The organism is Paraburkholderia sp. J63 (genome assembly GCF_905220245.1).
Taxonomy (GTDB): Bacteria; Pseudomonadota; Gammaproteobacteria; order Burkholderiales; family Burkholderiaceae; genus Paraburkholderia.
In genome coordinates this window covers 21,879-40,668 of sequence record NZ_CAJMZF010000029.1, presented here as the reverse complement: position 1 = coordinate 40,668, position 18,790 = coordinate 21,879, and the positions used below count along the sequence as shown (strand labels likewise).

The window sequence follows — 18,790 nt, the reverse complement described above, 5'->3', positions numbered from 1 at the left end:
TCCTGCAAGCAAGCATGTCCAAGCCTGAACTGGCCTCTCCCGAGCACTCGTGGTGGGGCGTACTCGCCCTGGCGCTTTCCGCCTTCATCTTCAATACCACCGAGTTCGTGCCCGTCGCGCTGCTCAGCGACATCGGCGCGAGCCTGCACATGCAGCCCACCGACGTGGGCCTCATGCTCACGATCTACGCATGGACCGTGGCCGTCGTATCGCTGCCCTTGACGGTGCTGACCCGTAACGTCGAGCGTCGCAAGCTGCTGGTCTGGGTATTCGTGCTGTTCGTTGCGAGCCACATCGTCACCAGTGTCGCCTGGAATTTTCCCGTGCTGGTCTTCGGCAGACTCGGCATTGCGTGCGCGCACGCCATCTTCTGGTCGATTTCGGTTGCGCTCGCGGTCAGGCTCGCGCCGCCGCAGAAGAAGAGTCACGCCCTCGGCCTGCTCGCGACGGGCACCTCGATCGCCATGGTGGCCGGCATTCCGATCGGACGCGTGATCGGCGAGACATTGGGGTGGCGCGTCACCTTCGTCGTGATCGCCGGCGCCGCCGCCCTCACGCTGGTGGTCCTGCGCGCCGTGCTGCCCGAACTGCCGAGCCATCAGTCGGGCTCGCTGCGCAGCCTGCCCACGCTATTCAGGAAGCCCACGCTCGTGTTGCTTTACCTGATCACGATTCTCGTCGTGTCCGCGCACTTCACGTCGTACACCTATATCGAGCCGTTCGTGCAAACGGTCAATGGTGCGAGCCAAGGCCGGATCACCACATTGCTGATCCTGTTCGGGGTCGCCGGCATTCCCGCCGCGATCTGCTTCAACCGCATCTATCCGCACCGGCCGGAGCAATTCCTGCTCTCCTCCATCGTCGCGCTCGCGGCCTGCCTGCTGGTGCTGTTTCCCTGCGCCCTCGGCATCGTCACGCTCTCGGTCCATACCGTGATCTGGGGCGGCGCGGTCGTCTGCTTCGGCCTCGCCATGCAGGCATGGGTGCTGAGGCTCGCGCCGGACGCCACGGACCTCGCGGTCTCGATCTACTCGGGCCTGTACAACGTGGGCATTGGCGCGGGCGCGCTGCTCGGCAACCATATCGCGCACAAGTTCGGGCTTGCGTGGATCGGCACCTTCGGGGGAATGGTGGGCGGAGTCGGGGCGGGCTTGAGCTGGCTGGCGATGCGCGCGCACCGCGGCCGCGCGCACGCGTAGCGGGAAGGGGTGCCGGCGTCGGCACCTGCATTGCGGGCCAAGGCCCGCTGTGCGAGATACCCCACTCAGGGCCTTCCAGCACGGGCATCAGCCTCGTCGCAAGTGCGTAGCCTTCCGCCTTCTGTTCCGATTAGCGGCTCTCACGAGGCCGCCGCACGGCGCACGAACACACGCCGCGTCAAATCAAACGCCACAAGATTGCCCGCAACAACCAGCAGCAAGCCCACCACGGTCAACCACGACCAGCGATAGCCTTCGAAAACCGTCGATACCGCGAGCGCCACGATCGGGAACAGGACCGTGCAATAGGCGGCCCGTTCGGGACCAATGCGCCCAACCAGCATGAGATAGGCCGTAAAACCCACTACCGAGCCCGCCACCGCGAGCCAGGCCAGCGCCCCGAGGTAGCGCGCGTCCATCTCGATCCCGAACGGCAGTCCAGCCAGCGCGCTGCCGGCCAGCAGCACCACCGTACCGATCAGCATGGCCCAGCCATTCGTGACCAGCGGATGCAGCCCCATCGACTGCATGCGGCTCGACAGCAGATTGCCGACCGAAAAGCACTGCGTGCCGAGAAACGCAACGGCAAGTCCCAACCAGACGGTCTGATCGCCGATATGCCCGGCCATCTGCTGCACGAACAGGCAAACGATCCCGATGAGCCCCAGCGCGGCCCCGCCCACCGCGGAAAGCTGCAACGGCCGGCCCATGAACAGCCGCCCGTTGATCGAGTTGAGCAGCGGCGCGGTCGAGAACACCACGGCGACGAGGCCGCTCGGCACGATGCTCTCGGCGTAGTAAAAGCACAGGAAATTGAGGCAGAAAAGCGCCAGGCCCTGGGCCGCCAGATAGCGCCAGGCCGCTCGCGGCGGCCATATGGGACGGCGCATGATCGCCAGCAGCGCGAACATCAACAGCGCCGCGATCCCGAAGCGCCAGGCAATGGAAACGGGCGCCGGCACGACGCCAAGCTGCCACTTGATGGCGATCCAGGTGGTGCCCCAGATCAGCACGGTGAGCGCATAAAGAAGAAGATTCATGGCGGAAGAAGGCGGAGATGGCGGAAAGTAGCGGATACGCGATGCACCCACTATGGCGTGCGGCGGCGGCACGCGCTTGTCCAGGATTGCGCATTTCTTGCCGATGGCCCGCGTGTGGCGGGGCCGGAGCGTATACTGCCGTGACCCACCCGCGACGACTTCTCCCCTTGCCGTTACGAACCATGGACGCTCCGGTGTCTCCCGCCGCACCCGATTTCGCCGATACCCCGTTCGGGCTGCATTCGGTGTGCCGCACCTTGAGCGCCGCCAACGCGACGCTGGAGCGGTTTGCCTGGCTCGGCGATCAGCTTGCAGCCGCTGTCTGGACGCGCGAAACGCGCGAGACCGAGACCGTCTACGATCAGCCGGGCCATCACACGCTGTCGTGCTATATCGATGGCGGCTACCGCACCGAACGACAAAAGCTGCCGGGCATTTACGGCGCGCCAAGCCGCCTCTGCGCGCTGCCAGGCGATCATGAATCGCGCTGGTGGGTGCGTGGCCACATGCATTTCATGCACCTCTATTTTCTGCCGGGGCACTTCACGCAACGTGCCGTGCGTGAGCTCGACCGTGAACCGCGCGAGCTCACGCTGGCAGACCGCACGTATTTCGAGGACGAGCGCATCGCCGCGCTTTGCCAGATGCTCGCTCATGAGGACTGGGCCAGTCCGGACGGCCTGCTGCGCAGCAACGAAACGGCCCACGAAGTGCTGAGCCTGCTGCTGCGCAGCCAGGGCGTCCGCCGCCCGGGTGCGTCGCTCAAGGGCGGCCTTTCGGTGACTACGCGGCGGCGCCTGCGCGATTACATCGACGCCCATCTCGGCGAGCCATTGACGCTGGGCGCGCTGGCCGAGGTCGCCTGCCTCTCCGAATACCATCTCGCGCGCATGTTCCGCACGTCGTTCGGACTGCCGCCGCATGCGTGGATTGCCGCCCAGCGTCTCGAACGCGCGCGTATGCTGTTACGCACGACCGCCCTGCCGCTTGCACAGGTCGCGGCAGCGTGCGGCTATGCGAATGCAAGCCACTTGAGCCATCGCTTTCGCGATGCGTTCGGCGCCGCGCCCAATGCCTGGCGGCAAGCGCTCCAGACGCGGGGCATGACCGCCCGAGCCTGACGCTGGCGCGAATCGTCAGACCAGACCCACCTGTTCTGCTATTCGGGGCGGGCGGCACGGGAGGGATCGATGTTCGAGAAGGCGCTGCGTTTCGAGGGCGGGCCGGACTGGCATCACTTCCACGTCTATACCGACAGCACGTGGGTCGCCGTTGTGCTGGTCGCCGCGCTGCTGCTCGCGATCCTGCTGGCGAGCGCGATCTGCTACTACGTCACGCGCGCGATCATGCTGATGATCGTCGGCCGTCTTGCGCGCCAGGAGCGACGCAAGTGGCTGCGCGCCGCCGAGCGCCACCGGGTCTTCCATCGGCTCGCGCCGCTCGTGCCCGCGCTGTTCGTCTACGCGGCCGCGCCGCTGCTGTCCGGCCTCACGTTTCCGCTGATTGCGGCGCTCGGGCATCCGCTGGCCGTGCTCGCGGCCTGCTATATGGTGTATACGCTGCTGCGCGCCACGCTCGCGTTCCTCGACAGCGTGGGCGAGCGCTACAGCCACTTCCCGTCCGCGAGCGAGCGGCCGATCAAAAGCTTCCTGCAGATCGCCACCATCGTGCTCTACGTGATCGCGCTGATTTCGGTGATCTCCGTGTTGCTCGAGCGCTCGCCTGCCTATTTCCTCACCGGCCTCAGTGCGATGACGGCGCTGCTCATCATCGTCTTTCGCGACTCGTTGCTCGGCTTCGTGGCCAGTATTCAGCTCACGGTCTACGACATGGTGCGAGTGGGCGACTGGATAGAAGTGCCAGGCTTCGTCGCCGACGGCACCGTCATCGACATTGCGCTGAACACGATCAAGGTGCGCAACTTCGACAATTCGATTGTCATGCTGCCAACCTACGTTCTGCTAACGAATAGCGTGAAGAACTGGCGCGGCATGACTGAAGCGGTGCCCCGCCAGCCGTAGCAGCGCTCGTTTATGTCCCGCGCATAAACGCTCGAGCGCGAACGCGCACGCGCACGCGCACGCGCACGCGCACGCGTGAAATCGCTGGCCCGCGCTTCGCCGTACAATGCGTGGCAGCGCACATTGAGCGGCATCCGACCGCGATAAAAACATCGAGACCCTCCCCATTGCACTCCAAACTCACGCTACAAGATGGAAACGGATAACACCATCGACGAACCTGAATTGATCAGGCTGATCTCCGAGCGAACGGGGCTACAAAACGAAGTCGCCGAATTGGCCATCTCGCTTCTGTCGCGGATCGTGCTCGAAGAGATCGGGCAGGGCAAGGTCATCACGCTGGTCGGCATCGGCGCGTTTTCTTTCGATTTATACGAGCTGATGAAATCGGGGAAGCCTGCCGGAGCCATCATTGAGGCGAACGAGCAGGTGTATTTCAGGCCCTCCCCCACGCTTCGGGACGAAGGCGGCCCGCGATCCGGTTGGCATCGGCGGCCCGTTGCCACGGTGCGGGCACCGAGAAAATTTGGACCGATGCCGCCGCGCGAAGACCTGGTGATGCGGCTTGCAACGGAAGCCAACCTGAACGGGGCCGACGCAAGGTACGCATTGGACAGCGTCGTCGAGGCATTGCGCGACACCCTTCTCGCCGATCGCGAGGTGCGCTTTGGCCGGCTCGGCATACTCTCGCGATCGCCGAAGGATCCCTACGCCGATCTTCGGAAGATGGAGATTGAGCGCCGTGGGTTCTTGCCCCTGATAGAAGAGGCGAAGAAAAACTTCGTTTCCGTCGAGATGGAAAGCTCGGTGCCTGTGAAGGAAGAACGCTTCGAAGTCGTCGAAATCTTCTTCGGCACAGATCGTGAGCGCCACCCTCGCGCGAAATCGCCGGCGAAACGCTTTGGCGCGGGCCGCGGGAACCAACTCAGTTATGGCGTATGCGAGGTCAGCATTCCGCATAACCACAGGATCGGAAAACTCGAATCGCCGTTCATGCTGCGATACTTTTTGCAGAACCCCGCAAAACATGTCGTCCTGATGCGTGTCGACGAATACAGCGCCAGCGAATTCGGGCAAGCCATATCGGAGCACCCGCATAAGGGTGAAAAGCGCAGGGCCTTGATCTTCATTCACGGGTTCAATACGAGCTTCGAAGATGCGGCCCGCCGGGCCGCGCAAATCGCCTACGACATCGAGTTTTCGGGCGTGCCCTTCGTTTATAGCTGGCCCTCGGGCGACAAGGTGCTGGATTACATCCGCGACGGGAACGATGCGGATCAGGCGGCCATCTATTTCCAGGAGTTCGTCCTGACCGTCATGCGCAACGGAAAATTCGACGAGGTCGTCGTACTCGCGCACAGCATGGGAAACCGGGTGTTGGGGGAAACCATCAAGTTGATGATGTCAGGTCACCGCAAGGAACTGGAGCGGATGACGGAGGTGGTTTTTGCCGCTCCGGATATCGATGCGGACGTATTCAGGACTCAGATCGTCCCGCCTTTGGCAAAGCTCGGTATCGCGACCACGCTCTACGCGTCGTCAAACGACAAAGCTCTGGCGGCATCGAAAAAAGCGAATGGCGCGCCCCGCGCCGGCGACGCCGGCCAGGCGCTGCTGGTTCTGGCCGGCGTAGAGACGGTCGATGCCAGCGCCATCGAAACCAGCCTGTTCGGCCTCAATCATTCGTACATCGGCAGCGCCGTCCGGTTGACCGCGGACTTGCACCACCTGATTGAAATGCGTGCGCGCGCGGCGTATCGATATGGACTCGCGGCCATGAGCAACCCGATTGGCCATTACTGGTGCTTCAGGCCGTGATTCATCGGGCTGCCGCACGTCGTCCGTGCGGCAGCCATCGCCCGTCCATTACTTTTTCGCGTAGCTCACTTCCATCCCGGCACGAACGTCCTGCTGGATCCCGTACTGTGCGAACGGATAGCGCAGTCCATTCTTCGCAAGCGCCTCCATGCCCGCAATGGCCTGCGCGAGGATCGCCGGCGGCAGCGCCATCAGCATTTCGTCGTCGAGCACGCCGCCGTATCGGCGCTCCGCAAAGCAGGGAATCGAGAGGCTCGGCTGCCCGGTCTTGAGCGCCTTCCCCCACGAATCCGCGCACGCCGATTCGCCCACCACGCTCCAGTCGAAACGCTTGTACCCCGACCACTGCAGACCATTGATGAAGTACATCATGGCGCCGGGCGTGGCATAGAACAGCGCGATGGCCGGATCGATACGGCCCGCGGCAAGCGGAGAAACCACGAGCGCTTCATACTGGCCGTCCGCGACGCACTCCATCGCCGCTTGATGAGCGCGCGAATCTTCGAGCGTGGCGTACCAGACGCCCGCCATTTGCTGGCCCGATTTCCATTCGTCATCCTTGGCATTTCCGAGGCCAACGACCGACCGGCACTGCGCGCCCACCAGATCCTCGGCCGTGACGCCGACCGTGAAACCCAGGCGGGCGGCCTGCCCCACGATCTGATCGAGCGTATGGATCGCCTTGGGGCGGCGAATGCGATGAATCGCTTCCATGTCTTCGCGCCGCTCGTATAGCGTCATTCCGAACGGCAGGCTGCGAAGCTTGAGCAGGCGCTCGAGGTCCGCCGCCAGCTTTGCAAGATCCTCTTTCATCAAGATCATCCCTCCAATGAGAACGGCAATTTGCCGGGCACAACCGCCGTTCGATGTGCGAATCTATTCGGCATCCTGATCAACCTTCAATCCGACTATTTCATCTCCTTGAGCCCTTGCGCCATGCCAGCGCGATAGACCTGCGGGGCCACGCCATGCCATCTCTTGAACGCCTGCGAGAAACTGGACAAATCGCTATACCCCAGCCGTTCCGCAATCTCGGTGAGCGTCAGGCGCGCGTCGCTCAATAGCGTCTCGGTCATCGCGCTGCGCGATTCGTCGAGCAGCGCCCGGAACGTCGTGCCCTCTTCCTGGAGCCTGCGCTTGAGCGTGCGCGCGCTCGTGTTCATCATCCGCGCCATCTCTTCGAGCGAAAGCGGCGCCCCGCCCCACATCGCATTGAGGTAATGGCGGATCATCGCCGAGGTGCCAACGCGCGCGCGGCGTGCCTCCACCAGTTGCTTGCACATCTGTTCGCACATCGCCGCGGTCGTGGCGTTGGCCTGCGGCAGCTTGCGGTCGAGCCACGCGCGTTCGAAGGTGAGGCAGTTCGCGCGCGCCCCATAGGCCGGTTCGACCCCGTGCAGACGCTGAACGCCCAGTTGCGCCCCATGCGCCCCGCGTCCCTCGCGCGGCTTGCTCGCCTGCAGCGTGAAGCTCGACAGCACGAAGTCTTTCCCGCCCACTTCATGCAGCAAGACGGCCGCCGCCGCCATGTCGCGCTCCACGCAGAAGCGGCTCAGCGCGGCAGGCAGTTCCGGCGCGCCGAAATTGAGCACGCAGCAATCGTCGGCCTCCCGGAAGGTGATCACGGTGAAGGCGTGGGTGAGCGGCAGGAAGCGCATGGCCAGCGCGAGCGCATCGCGTCCCGTGGCGCTCGCGATCAGGCCGTAGCCCCACACGCCGTACGCCGAGAAGTGATAGCGCCCGCCCAGCGCGAGGCCGATTCCCGGCGGGTCCCCGAGCAGCCGCAGCAGGTTGTCGGAGAGCCGCAGCTCCTGGGCCGCCGTGACCTCGGTGTTCGGATCGTCGAGCTGCGCGGCCGACAAGCCCGTGCCGGCGAGCAGCTTCGCGTGCGGCAGGCCGCGCTCGTCGCCGAAATCGACCATCAGCCGGGCGCTGGCCGGACTCCGGGTGAAATCCCAGAAGCTCATGCGGAGAAACCCCTCGACGCATCAATTTGGCCCAAATACTAAAACAATTGTCCCGTCCCAGCATTGGTGTTTTCCCATGCAGGACGCACTATCCAGGTCATCCGGTTGCAGTGGATGCGCGAGCGCCGCGTGCCGCTCGCGCCACGCTCGCCGCCTTTGCACCCAAGAGAGATTCCGAATGACGACCTATGCGCAACAAGAAAGCTGGCAACGGATTCAAGGCTTTCTCCCCGTCGAGTTCCAGTTGAAACCCGCGCAACTGCCGCAGGAAGAGTGGTGGTCATGGAACGGGCACCGCATCCATCTCGATTGCTACCGCAATGCGCGCGCGCCGCTGAAGGTGATTCTGTTCCATGGCGTGGGCACGAACGGCCGGCAGATGTCGACGATACTGGGCGCGCCGCTTGCCCGCCGAGGCTTCGAAACCATCGCGATCGACATGCCGGAATACGGCCTCACCCAGGTCCGCCGCGGCCAGCCCATTCGCTACGACGACTGGGTCCAGGCCGGCAGCGATCTCATCGACGCGGAACTCGCGCGGGACAACCGGCCCATCGTGCTGTACGGGCTGAGCGCGGGCGGAATGCAGACGTATCACGTCGCCGCGAAGAACGGCAAGGTCAAGGGCATTGTCGGCATGACGTTTCTCGATCAACGCCTCCAGCAGGTTCGCGACGAGACCGCCTACAACCGCTTCATGAGCCGCGTGGGCGGCCCGCTCGCGACGCTCGCCGCGTGCACGCCGCTCGCGGGCCTGCGCATGCCGATGGCGGCCGCGAGCAAGATGCACGCGCTCGTCAACGACCCCGCTGCGCTCGAGGCCTGCATGGCGGACAAGACCTCGGCGGGCAAGTGGGTAACCATGCGTTTTCTGGCCAGCTATACGGGCTATCGGCCCGTGGTCGAGCCCGAGGATTTCAACGTGTGCCCGATCCTGCTCACGCAGCCGGCGCAGGATCGCTGGACGCCGCTGCATCTGAGTCAGTTGTTCCTGCAACGAATCCGGCGCGTGCCCGTGAAGGTGACGATGCTGGAAAACGCCGGACACTACCCGCTGGAGCAGCCGGGGCTGCAGCAGATGGTGACGGCTGTTCATGACTTTTGCGTCGAGGTGGCGTTGCGAGGAGACGCTTCGGGTCACGGCAACGATCATGGCAACGGTCATGGCAAAAGCAGCGCCAACCTTGAGCTATGATCGCGTTTTAACGTACTGGAATGGCTTTCATGCAAGTGCTGGTCGACGCTGACGCCTGCCCCGCCGTCATCAAGGACATCCTGTTTCGCGCCGCCAAACGCGCCGAAGTGATGGTGACGCTGGTGGCCAACCAATATTTGCGCACGCCGCCGTCGCCGTTCATCAAGTCGATTCAGGTGCCGGCGGGTTTCGATGCGGCCGATGCCCGCGTCGTCGAACTGGTCGCGCCGGGCGATCTGGTGATTACCGCGGACATACCGCTCGCGGCGGCGGTCCTCGAGCGCGGCGCCCATGCGCTCGACTCGCGCGGCAACTGGTTCACGCGCGAGAACATTCAGGAGCGCCTGACGATGCGCGACGTCATGGATCAACTGCGCAATGCGGGCATTGATACGGGCGGCCCCGCGCCTTTCAGCGCGCGCGACGGCAAAGCGTTCGCAGGCCAGCTCGACCGGTTCCTCGCGCGTCACAAGACGCCGCCTCAAGGAACCGCTTGATAGCGAGGGTAGTGATGGGACAGGGTAACGGCGAGGCCCCGCAACGCGATGCGCAATCGTCTGCGCTTCATTGAGCGGGACCGTTCATGCCGTTCAACACCGCGCCGTGCCTTGCGCAGGCGCGCACGCGTGTGTTGGGGAGCAAGGCGCGCTTAGCGGCGGCGCATCGCGGGACGCGGCTGACCCGTAGGCGCGCGCTCGTCCTTGTGACGGAAGTTGATCCGCCCCTTCGTGAGATCGTAGACCGACAGTTCCAGCGTGACGCGGTCGCCAGCAAGAATACGAATGTGATTCTTGCGCATGCGGCCCGATGCGTACGCATTCACGATCACGCCATTTTCGAGCGTGACGCGGTACTTGCTGTCCGGCAGCACTTCGTCGACGACCCCGTCCAGTTCCAGCAGTTCTTCCTTTGCCAAATCGATGCCTCCAGAGAGCGTTGCGTTGCGCAATACAGCACGTCGGCGAACAGCGCCGATCACTGCAACGCTTGCACGCGTGGTGATGTTGAGCGTTGTCCGGCGCGCATGCGCCGGCAACGGATCTGTGCAAACCTGGACCAGCAAGCAACGACGCCTGGCGCGCCGAAACCCGGCGATCCGCCAAGGCTTCAGACTTCCCGAGCCATGGACTCGAGGGACGCCTTCGATGAGCACACCGGACTCGCAGCCGGACGACGGGAACCCGATATCGAGTAGCCAGCGCGAAAACCGGACGAACCCGGGCGAGCTATAGACACCACACCTTTAGCCTGCAGGCGCGGCGGGAACAGGAATGCAAGAAAAGATAGCTGGCAAGCGTGACATACGCGTGCCAGAGCAAGGCGAGAGATCGCGCCGCTGCAAGGAGCAGCGGGCGCGATCCGATAGCGTTACTGCGGCGTGATGTTCGAAGCCTGGAGACCCTTCGGGCCGCGCTTCGTTTCATAGGTGACCTTCTGACCTTCGGCCAGCGTCTTGAAGCCCGTGCCACGCACTTCCGAGAAGTGTGCGAACAGGTCATCACCACCCTTGTCCGGCGTAATGAAGCCAAAACCCTTGGTATCGTTAAACCATTTGACAGTACCGGTTTCCACTAGTAATTCCTTAAACAGACGAATAAAGTTGCACGCCCCGAAAAAAGGGCGAATGAAAAATCAAAAAGGAGAGGCCAACGAGAGCCGCGGATAGCGGCAATTGAAGAGCAATCGAGCACTTTTGAGACTTTGGTGCACGACAGTACGCGGTCCCTGGTGTCACGTCAAGCAGTTTCTTGCTCAACTGGGTGCGCTTTTGCGCCACGTGCCGGCGCGACAAGGCTTTGCTTGCGTTCGGCGTGTGTATCGGCCATGCGGATCGCGGGGGTTTGTGCCGACGATCGCGCTTCGCCCAATCACTGAATCCTGATTGGGCGCCCGCGCGCGTTCAACGGCTCAACTTCAACTATCAGGCGGCCGCGCGGGCACCTTCTGCCAGCCTCCGGGGCAAGCCCGGACATAGGGATAGTAGCCCTGCGGCTTCTCGCAGAAGTACCAGAACGCGAGTTGCGGGGCGCCGCCGCTCTGGTCGTTCATGTCGCCGCCGCCGGCCTGGTCCTGGACCTGGCCTTGCTCGACGTACTCGGTCGGCTGCGAGAAGTCGCCGGATACGTACGGGTAATAGACGCTGGTGTAATAGGGCGGGTAGTAATACGGATAGAACGGATAGCCGTAGACGAAGCCGGGCCCGAAGTAGAAGCCGACGCTCACGGACCCGCAACAGCCATACCATCCGTGGTAGTAGCCGCCGTGATAGTAGCCGCCATGGTAATAGCTGCCGTGATACCAGCCGCCACCGTGGTAGCTGCCGTTCCAGCTGCCGCCGCCGCTCCAGCTCCCACTGCCCCTGCTTCCGCTCCAACTGCCGCCGCCGCTCCAGCTGCCGCTGTGGTTCACGCCACCATACCCGCCGCCCCAGCCGCCGCCTCCGCCTCCGCCTCCGCCGTGATACCAGCCGCCACCGCCTCTCCCGGCGCTCGCCGTGGCGCTCATGCATAGCGCCACCAGTACGAACAGCAGTCGGCACAATCCGCGCCTTGTCATGATGTTTACCTCGATCTCTCGCGCATCGTCCGGCACGACGCTGGGTCCGCCGGCCCTCGATGAACCCCCGCCACAGCGGCGTTAGTCTCATAGAACAGTTTAGGCGTCGAAGCGTGTTTTTTCCTGTATGACGCTGTGTCACGCACACGTATCGCCGCCATCGTGCGCGTGACGTTTTTGGCTGTTAGTTGCACGGGAGACCGCCCGATAGCGTCGCGCCGAGGCGCAAGATTCGTGAAAGGCGCCGACGAGACCGTTCGACACTGCCCACCAAATCGTCGAGAATCGTTTCGGCGTTTTGGCCCGGTCGGCTAAGCAAAGCTGGCCGGCAGCGCGTCTCGCGTTCACGCGCATCAGAGGATCAAAGGATCAGGAGGAAAGCCGGTGGCAATCGTTGGAGTCATGGGTTCGGGCAAGGCCGAATGGGAAGCCCTTTCGGCGCCGCTTGGAAAATGGATCGCCGGGCGCGGTTTCGATTTGCTGACGGGCGCGGGTCTCGGCGTCATGCTTTCGACGGCGCGGGCGTTCTCGACGACGCCGGGCCGCAAGGGCCGATCCATTGGAATCATGCCGAGCGAGGCCCATCCCGTCCGCGGTTTTGCGCCCCTCGCCGGTTATCCGAATCCGTTTATCGACCTGCCGATCCTCACACCGCTGCCGCGCAAGCAAGCCGACACGCCCGATGACGCGTTGAACCGGAACTACGTGAACATACTCACGAGCGACGTGGTCGTGGCGCTCCCAGGCAGCCGGGGCACCCTCGACGAAATCCGGCTGGCGACGCGTTTTGCAAAGCCCCTGATTTGCATCGGCCCGGCCGATGCCTTCGATGGCGTGCCGCCGGGGACGCGCCTCGTTTCGGCGCTCGAGGACGTCTATGCGTTCGTGCTGGCGACGCTAGACCAGATCGAAGCTAACGCGCCGCACTAGCCGCCGCACACCCCACCACTACCGTTACCGCGCGCAATCGGCCAGCAGGTTCGCCAGCACCGCCACCCCTTGCGCGAGATGCACGGGATCGGCGTCTTCGGCCTCGTTGTGGCTGAGTCCGGCCTTGCACGGGACGAACACCATTGCAGTCGGCGCGACGTATGAAAGGTTCACCGCGTCGTGCCCCGCACCGCTGCACATCTCCAGATACGGATAGCCGGCGGCGGCCGCCGCTTCCCGCACGCGCTCGACGCACTGCGCATCGAAAACCACGGGCTCGTACTCGGCGACCTTCTGCAGTTGCACAGTCGCGCCGCGCAGCGCAGTGCGCTGCAGACAGATCGCCTCGATGTCGGCCACGAGCCGTTGCAGCGCCGGCTTCGAAGGGTGGCGGACGTCGACGGTGAAGCAGACCTTGCCGGGTATCGTGCTCGGCGAGTTCGGCTGGCAGGACACATGGCCGACCGTCACGCGCGCATCGGCATCGAACGCGTGGCCGTGCTCGATGATCGCGGCGATCATCGCGGCCGCGGCGCCCATCGCGTCCTTGCGCACGCTCATCGGCGTCGTGCCCGCGTGCGATTCGAAGCCCGTCACCGTGACGTCGATCTCATCCATGCCCTGCACGCCGGTCACGACGCCGATCGGCTTGCCGGCATTTTCCAGCACCGGGCCTTGCTCGATATGCGCCTCGAAATAAGCCTTGGGCATCTGCTGCTCGCGCGCGGGACCGGCGAATCCGGTGCGCTCGAGTTCCTGCCCGAGCAGCACGCCTGTTTGCATGCACGGCCGCGCGCGGGCGGTCTCGAGATCGAGGATGCCGGCGTAGACCGCCGAGCCCATCATGCCCGGCGTGAAGCGCGAGCCCTCTTCATTGGTCCATGCGACGACGTCGATGGGATGACGGGTCACCACGCCGAGGTCGTTGAGCGTGCGAATGGCCTCGAGCCCGGCGAGCACGCCGTAGACACCGTCGAAGCGGCCGCCGAGCGGCTGCGTGTCGAGATGGCTGCCGCACATCACGGCCGGCGCATCGGGCTGCGTGCCGGGCCGGCGCGCGAACAGGTTGCCGATCGGGTCGATGCGGATTTCGCAACCGGCTTCCTCGCACCAGCGAATGAAGCGGCGCCGCCCCTCAACGTCCTCGTCGGTCAACGCGAGCCGGCAACTGCCGCCATGCGCGGTCGCGCCTATTGTCGCCATCTCCATCAGCGAATCCCAGAGCCGTTGCTGATTAACGAGGATCATCGTGGTCGCTCCTTGAAAGCACCCAGCATAGCGAGCCGCCACGATAAAGAAAATTCAAGAATTTTTTACGTGCGATAATTTTTTCTTTTCACTTGGCGCACGTGCCGGAATTCACGGCTTCACCGCCAGCCGCCCATGAAACTCAAGCAGCTCAATGCCTTTCTCGCGGTCGCCGAGCACCGGACCATCCGCGGCGCGGCCCGTGCGCTCGGCGTCACGCAGCCGGCGGTCAGCAGCATCGTGCGCGAGCTCGAACTCGATCTCGATGCGCCGCTCATCACGCGCAGCGTCAAGGGCATTGCGCTCACCGAGTACGGCAGCGCGTTTGCCATTCGCGCGCGGCTGATCGTCGAGGAAATGCAGCGCACGCGCGACGAGATCGAGCAACTGCGGCTGGGCACGACCGGATCGGTGTCGCTCGCGGTCAGCCCGACCGTGGCGCTCACGATCCTGCCGCGCGCATTCGCTGCGTTCACGCGCAGCCTGCCCGGCGCTAGCGTGAATCTCGACGACGCGCTCAGCGCGAACGATCTCGCCCGGCTGCGCGATGGCACGCTCGACTTCATCGTTACGCATCGGCTCCAGGACATGACGCCGGACAGCGACGAATTCGCGAGCATTCCGCTATTCCGGACCGTTTTCGCCGTGGTGGCGAGAAACCGGCATCGGCTTGCACGCGCCCGATCGCTGCGCGAGCTGACCGACGCGCAATGGTGCGTGCCGCGATACGGAGAGCACGGCGACGACCTGGTCCGCTCGATCTTCATGCCGCTCGGGATCGAGATGCCCAAGCACGTGATCCATTGCCCCTCGTTTTCGGCGACGCTGGGGCTCGTCTCGCAGACCGATGCGCTCGGGGTGTTCGCGCGGCCGCTCATGGAGGCCGGGCACAGGCCGCGCGGGATCGTGGCGTTGAACCTGGCCGAGCCGCTACCGCCTTTGACGGTCGCCATCGTGATGCGGCGCCATGCGTTGCTGACGCCGGCCGCGCTGCGCTTCATCGAATGCCTGAAAGCGGCGTCCGCGATGGTCGCGGGCAAGGACGAGGGAAAATAAGGACAGCCCGCGCGCGCCGCGCGGGAGCATTGAATCGCAACCCCCTTCGTAACGAGGAAAAGGAATACGCATGAAACTTTCGAAATGCCTGTTATTGATGGCATTGTCGCTATCGGCTGCCGCTCACGCGCAAACCTCGCAGACCTATTATTTCGGTGAAGGTCAGACCGGCTTAGGCGAAGGCCAAAGCAAGCCGCAACACGCTGGCGAAGCGCATACACCAGCCCATCCGCAAGCGCATTCCCAGGCGAAGCCGAAACACAAGTCGCACCACCGGCGCCATACGACGGGCAATACGCCGCTTCAGAACCCGTACTCGCGGCCGTGTGCTGAAAATGAAAAATCCCTGCCTGGCGTATTCCGCCTGGCAGGGATCCTGGTGAGCATCCGCTCAGCAGCCCCATGACGCTGGGGCTCAACTCATATGAAGTCCACCGTTAAGCGAGAAGTCGGCGCCGGTGGCAAATCCCGCTTCGGCGGAAGCCAGCCATGCGCAGATCGATGCGATCTCATGCGGCTCGCCGAGGCGCCGCACTGGAATACTCGCGACGATTTTTTCGAGCACTTCGGGTTTTACCGCGCGCACCATATCGGTGCCGATATAACCCGGCGAAACGGTATTGACCGTGACTCCCTTGGTCGCGACTTCCTGGGCTAGCGCCATCGTAAAGCCGTGAATACCGGCTTTGGCCGTTGAATAATTCGTCTGACCAAACTGGCCTTTCTGGCCATTGACGGACGAAATGTTGATAATGCGCCCCCATCCGCGATTAACCATGCCGTCAATCACTTGTTTCGTAACATTGAACAAGCTGGTGAGATTGGTGTCGATCACGGCGATCCATTCTTCGTGCGTCATCTTGCGAAATACGACGTCTCGAGTAATGCCCGCATTGTTGACGAGCACGTCGATTTCGCCTACCTCCGACTTGACCTTGTCGAAAGCCTTCGCTGTAGATTCCCAATCGGCGACATTACCCTCAGAAGCGACAAAATTGAACCCAAGCGCTTTTTGCTCCTCGATCCATCTTGCGCGGCGCGGTGAATTCGGGCCGCACCCGGCGACGACGGTAAAGCCATCGCTGTGCAGCCGCTGGCAGATTGCGGTTCCAATGCCACCCATTCCGCCAGTTACGTAGGCAATGCGCTGTGCCATAAGTCCTCCAAACATTTTTGGGTTGTTACAAAGAACGGCTTTAACAGGAGGATAAAAGGTAGTTTGCATCAGCACCGGCGGCACGGGCGATGGGCACTATCCCTGATGGAAATAACGCGCGGCGCGGCGGCATATATAGGCGTTTTACTTTTTCGCCGCCGTTATCGGGGTTTATCTTGCGGTGATTTGTCACCGATTAAATAAATACATATTTTTCAGCAAGCCTTCGGCAAGCCGAACGTCAGCCTCATTCCCGGGTTCATTCCCTGCCTCATTCCTTTCTCGTCTTCGGTTGTGGAATTTGCCGCGGCGGCTCGGATTTACGTGACGCCGGTTCTCTTGTACATGCGTCATGCATGATATTGGGCACGTCGTCGCAGCAGCACGCATAAACCGGAAAACCGTATGCATTCGTGCCGATGATGGTCGTTGGTCCGTGCAGCGGGCATACCGCTTTCATGGCTGCCTCCCAAGGTTCGCAGTAACGGGTTCTATGTTACGCGCGGATCGCCAGGGCGACACCTCCCGAATACCTTCCTCGCGCACCAAGTTGTATAGACATATTGATAGAGCCAACGATCGGTGCAACGCGCGATTCCCGCTCGCGCACGGCAGCCAGGGCAAATCCCTAGGAATGCACTTCTTCGCCGATTTAATGGCTAATTTCGCGTTATAAGCCGTATTTATCGTCATCAATCGTAGTCGCCTCAGAGCCCACCTCAGCGCTCCGCCACGCTTCACCGGCTCCACGCGCCCTCCCCGCTTGCACACGCCAATCCACGTGGTCTAGACTGCATGGCAGTTTCATCGAGGCCTCGAAACCCGCTCGCACGACAAAGACGCCCATTACCGCAGTTCGACCAACCGGCCGCGCGGCCCTCGCCCGTCGCGCCGACCTATCAGGGGAAGCAGTCATGAACCGGATCGTCAAGTTTCTCGCCGTCTCGCTTGCCGCGGCGCCTCTCGTTTCATTTGCTCAGGACACCTCGACGATTCGCTGGGGCGTCGACCCCACCTATCCGCCGTTCGAGGCCAAGCAGCCCGACGGCTCGCTCGCCGGCTTCGACATCGATCTGCGCAATGCGATCTGCGCGCAGCTCCATGCGAAATGCGTCTGGGTCGAGCAGGGTTTCGACGGCATGATTCCCGCGCTGCATGCGAAGAAGTTCGACGTGATCATGTCGGCCATGACGGCCACCGACGAACGTCTTAAGCAGATCGACTTCTCGAACAAGCTCTATTCGTCGCCGGGGGCGCTCGTCGCGCCAGCCGGTTCCAAACTGCAGCCGACCGTGGCGTCGCTCGTCGGCAAGCGCATCGGCATCGATCAGGGCACGACCCAGGAAACCTACGCGAAGGCCGAGTGGGCGCCCAAGGGCGTCACGATCGTGACGTACCAGAACCAGGATCAGGTTTATGCCGACCTCGTCAATGGCCGCCTCGACGCCACCTTCCAGGACAAGACGCAGGCCGGCTACGCGTTCCTGAATACGCCGCGCGGCAAGGGCTACGCCTTCGCCGGCGGCGACGTCACCGACGCGCGCATCATCGGCCATGGCGTGGCGATGGGGCTGCGCAAAGACGACACCGAAATGAAGAATCGCCTGAACGGCGCGATCGCCGCCATTCGCGCGAATGGTACTTACCAGAAGATTGCGGCGAAATATTTCGATTTCGATATTTACGGCGCCCAGCAATGAATTCAATCACCGCAATCACCAGGAGCCCAGCCATGACCATGACCATTCGTGAACGCGTTGAAAAAGCGGTCACGCCCGAGCTCATCGAAGCCTTCCGCACCGAGGGCGCCGTCTGCATCAAGGGCATTTTTTCGGCCAGCGAAATCGAGGCGCTCAAGACCGGCATCGACAGCAATCTCGCGCATCCGAGCCCGCGCTCGAAGGTGGCGAGCCGTCCCGACGATCCGGGTTGGTTCTTCGAGGACTTCTGCAACTGGGAGCACAACGCCGCCTATCGCGAGTTCATCGCGCGCTCGCCCGCGCCTTCGGTCGCGGCGGCACTGATGGGCGTGGACACGGTGCGCCTGCATCACGACCATCTGCTCGTGAAGGAGCCGGGCACGCAGCAGCGCACGCCGTGGCATCAGGACCAGCCCTACTACAACATCGAAGGCGAGGACAACGTCAGCATGTGGATTCCGGTCGATCCGGTCCCGCTCGAATCGACGCTCGAATTCGTCGCGGGCTCGCATCGCGGCCCGTGGCTGATGCCGCGCACGTTCATGGACAAGGAAGCGAAGTGGTTCCCCGAAGGCAGCCTCGCCGATCTTCCGGACATCGAAGCAAATCGCGAGGCGTTCCCGATCCGGCATTGGGCGCTGGAACCGGGCGACATGGTGTGCTTCCGGATGCTGACGCTGCATGCGTCGGGCGGCACGCGCAACCGGCGGCGCGCGTTCTCGATCCGCTTCGTCGGCGACGACGTTCGCCACGCGCCGCGCCGCTGGAAAACGTCGCCGGACTTTCCCGGGCTCGCCGATGCATTGCCCGAAGGCGCATCGCTCGCGCATCCGCTGTTCCCCGTTCTGTGGTCGAAAAGCGATGGGCAGGTGAGCGAGCTCTAAAGGAGCAACGCGCGCGCGGC

General features: G+C 63.3%; 19 protein-coding genes. 11 read left to right on the top strand and 8 right to left on the bottom strand.

Going from position 1 to position 18,790, the window contains the following annotated elements:
• Window positions 1–14: 14 nt before the first annotated feature.
• The gene (locus U5775_RS26215; RefSeq protein WP_322061022.1) at window positions 15–1,199 is read left to right on the top strand and encodes a sugar transporter; all 1,185 of its coding nucleotides are present in this window, start codon (window positions 15–17) and stop codon (window positions 1,197–1,199) included.
• A gap of 140 nt (window positions 1,200–1,339) precedes the next feature.
• Here the strand turns inward: U5775_RS26215 and U5775_RS26210 are convergent, their stop codons facing one another.
• Window positions 1,340–2,239 carry a DMT family transporter gene (locus U5775_RS26210; protein ID WP_322061021.1) on the bottom strand — a complete coding sequence of 300 codons (900 nt, stop codon included), beginning with the start codon at window positions 2,237–2,239 and terminating at the stop codon, window positions 1,340–1,342.
• Window positions 2,240–2,421: 182 nt separating this feature from the next.
• On the opposite strand from U5775_RS26210, the gene U5775_RS26205 reads away from it, so the two are divergent.
• The 3 genes from U5775_RS26205 (at window position 2,422) to U5775_RS26195 (ending at window position 6,078) form a co-directional block, all read left to right on the top strand.
• Window positions 2,422–3,360: an AraC family transcriptional regulator gene (locus tag U5775_RS26205; RefSeq protein WP_322061020.1), complete on the top strand. Its 939-nt coding sequence runs from the start codon at window positions 2,422–2,424 to the stop codon at window positions 3,358–3,360.
• Between the two features lie 69 nt (window positions 3,361–3,429).
• A complete protein-coding gene (locus U5775_RS26200) occupies window positions 3,430–4,260 on the top strand; it encodes a mechanosensitive ion channel family protein (RefSeq protein WP_322061019.1) in 831 nt (276 codons plus the stop codon).
• A gap of 192 nt (window positions 4,261–4,452) precedes the next feature.
• Window positions 4,453–6,078 carry an alpha/beta hydrolase gene (locus tag U5775_RS26195; protein ID WP_322061018.1) on the top strand — a complete coding sequence of 542 codons (1,626 nt, stop codon included), beginning with the start codon at window positions 4,453–4,455 and terminating at the stop codon, window positions 6,076–6,078.
• A gap of 48 nt (window positions 6,079–6,126) precedes the next feature.
• Here the strand turns inward: U5775_RS26195 and U5775_RS26190 are convergent, their stop codons facing one another.
• Window positions 6,127–6,891 (bottom strand): DUF169 domain-containing protein, encoded by a 765-nt coding sequence (locus tag U5775_RS26190; protein ID WP_322061017.1) that lies wholly within the window; start codon window positions 6,889–6,891, stop codon window positions 6,127–6,129.
• A 95-nt stretch (window positions 6,892–6,986) separates the two neighbouring features.
• Window positions 6,987–8,045, bottom strand: coding sequence for an AraC family transcriptional regulator (locus U5775_RS26185; protein WP_322061016.1), 1,059 nt, complete (start codon window positions 8,043–8,045; stop codon window positions 6,987–6,989).
• Between the two features lie 178 nt (window positions 8,046–8,223).
• On the opposite strand from U5775_RS26185, the gene U5775_RS26180 reads away from it, so the two are divergent.
• Complete coding sequence (locus U5775_RS26180; RefSeq protein ID WP_322061015.1) at window positions 8,224–9,240, top strand: alpha/beta hydrolase; 1,017 nt, start codon at window positions 8,224–8,226, stop codon at window positions 9,238–9,240.
• A gap of 29 nt (window positions 9,241–9,269) precedes the next feature.
• Complete coding sequence (locus U5775_RS26175; protein WP_322061014.1) at window positions 9,270–9,737, top strand: YaiI/YqxD family protein; 468 nt, start codon at window positions 9,270–9,272, stop codon at window positions 9,735–9,737.
• A 152-nt stretch (window positions 9,738–9,889) separates the two neighbouring features.
• On the opposite strand, the gene infA is transcribed toward U5775_RS26175, so the two are convergent.
• From infA to U5775_RS26160, 3 genes are all read right to left on the bottom strand, one after another.
• Window positions 9,890–10,156 carry a translation initiation factor IF-1 gene (infA, locus tag U5775_RS26170; protein ID WP_028216505.1) on the bottom strand — a complete coding sequence of 89 codons (267 nt, stop codon included), beginning with the start codon at window positions 10,154–10,156 and terminating at the stop codon, window positions 9,890–9,892.
• 452 nt (window positions 10,157–10,608) lie between these two features.
• The gene (locus tag U5775_RS26165; RefSeq protein WP_322061013.1) at window positions 10,609–10,812 is read right to left on the bottom strand and encodes a cold-shock protein; all 204 of its coding nucleotides are present in this window, start codon (window positions 10,810–10,812) and stop codon (window positions 10,609–10,611) included.
• Window positions 10,813–11,154: 342 nt separating this feature from the next.
• On the bottom strand, window positions 11,155–11,796 hold the full coding sequence (locus tag U5775_RS26160; RefSeq protein WP_322061012.1) for a hypothetical protein: 642 nt from the start codon (window positions 11,794–11,796) through the stop codon (window positions 11,155–11,157).
• Between the two features lie 384 nt (window positions 11,797–12,180).
• On the opposite strand from U5775_RS26160, the gene U5775_RS26155 reads away from it, so the two are divergent.
• Window positions 12,181–12,726, top strand: a complete 546-nt coding sequence (locus U5775_RS26155) for a DNA-binding protein (protein ID WP_322061011.1) — start codon at window positions 12,181–12,183, stop codon at window positions 12,724–12,726.
• A 24-nt stretch (window positions 12,727–12,750) separates the two neighbouring features.
• On the opposite strand, the gene U5775_RS26150 is transcribed toward U5775_RS26155, so the two are convergent.
• Window positions 12,751–13,974 carry a Zn-dependent hydrolase gene (locus U5775_RS26150; RefSeq protein ID WP_322061010.1) on the bottom strand — a complete coding sequence of 408 codons (1,224 nt, stop codon included), beginning with the start codon at window positions 13,972–13,974 and terminating at the stop codon, window positions 12,751–12,753.
• Window positions 13,975–14,109: 135 nt separating this feature from the next.
• Between U5775_RS26150 and U5775_RS26145 the strand changes: the two genes are divergently transcribed.
• On the top strand, window positions 14,110–15,030 hold the full coding sequence (locus U5775_RS26145) for a LysR family transcriptional regulator (protein WP_322061009.1): 921 nt from the start codon (window positions 14,110–14,112) through the stop codon (window positions 15,028–15,030).
• 70 nt (window positions 15,031–15,100) lie between these two features.
• Window positions 15,101–15,436: a hypothetical protein gene (locus tag U5775_RS26140; RefSeq protein ID WP_322061008.1), complete on the top strand. Its 336-nt coding sequence runs from the start codon at window positions 15,101–15,103 to the stop codon at window positions 15,434–15,436.
• 9 nt (window positions 15,437–15,445) lie between these two features.
• On the opposite strand, the gene U5775_RS26135 is transcribed toward U5775_RS26140, so the two are convergent.
• Complete coding sequence (locus U5775_RS26135) at window positions 15,446–16,186, bottom strand: 3-ketoacyl-ACP reductase (protein WP_322061007.1); 741 nt, start codon at window positions 16,184–16,186, stop codon at window positions 15,446–15,448.
• Window positions 16,187–17,100: 914 nt separating this feature from the next.
• Here U5775_RS26135 and U5775_RS26130 point away from each other — a divergent pair.
• Both U5775_RS26130 and U5775_RS26125 read left to right on the top strand, forming a co-directional pair.
• Window positions 17,101–17,886: an ABC transporter substrate-binding protein gene (locus tag U5775_RS26130; protein ID WP_322061006.1), complete on the top strand. Its 786-nt coding sequence runs from the start codon at window positions 17,101–17,103 to the stop codon at window positions 17,884–17,886.
• 32 nt (window positions 17,887–17,918) lie between these two features.
• Window positions 17,919–18,770, top strand: coding sequence for a phytanoyl-CoA dioxygenase family protein (locus tag U5775_RS26125; protein WP_322061005.1), 852 nt, complete (start codon window positions 17,919–17,921; stop codon window positions 18,768–18,770).
• The last annotated feature ends 20 nt before the right edge of the window (window positions 18,771–18,790 follow it).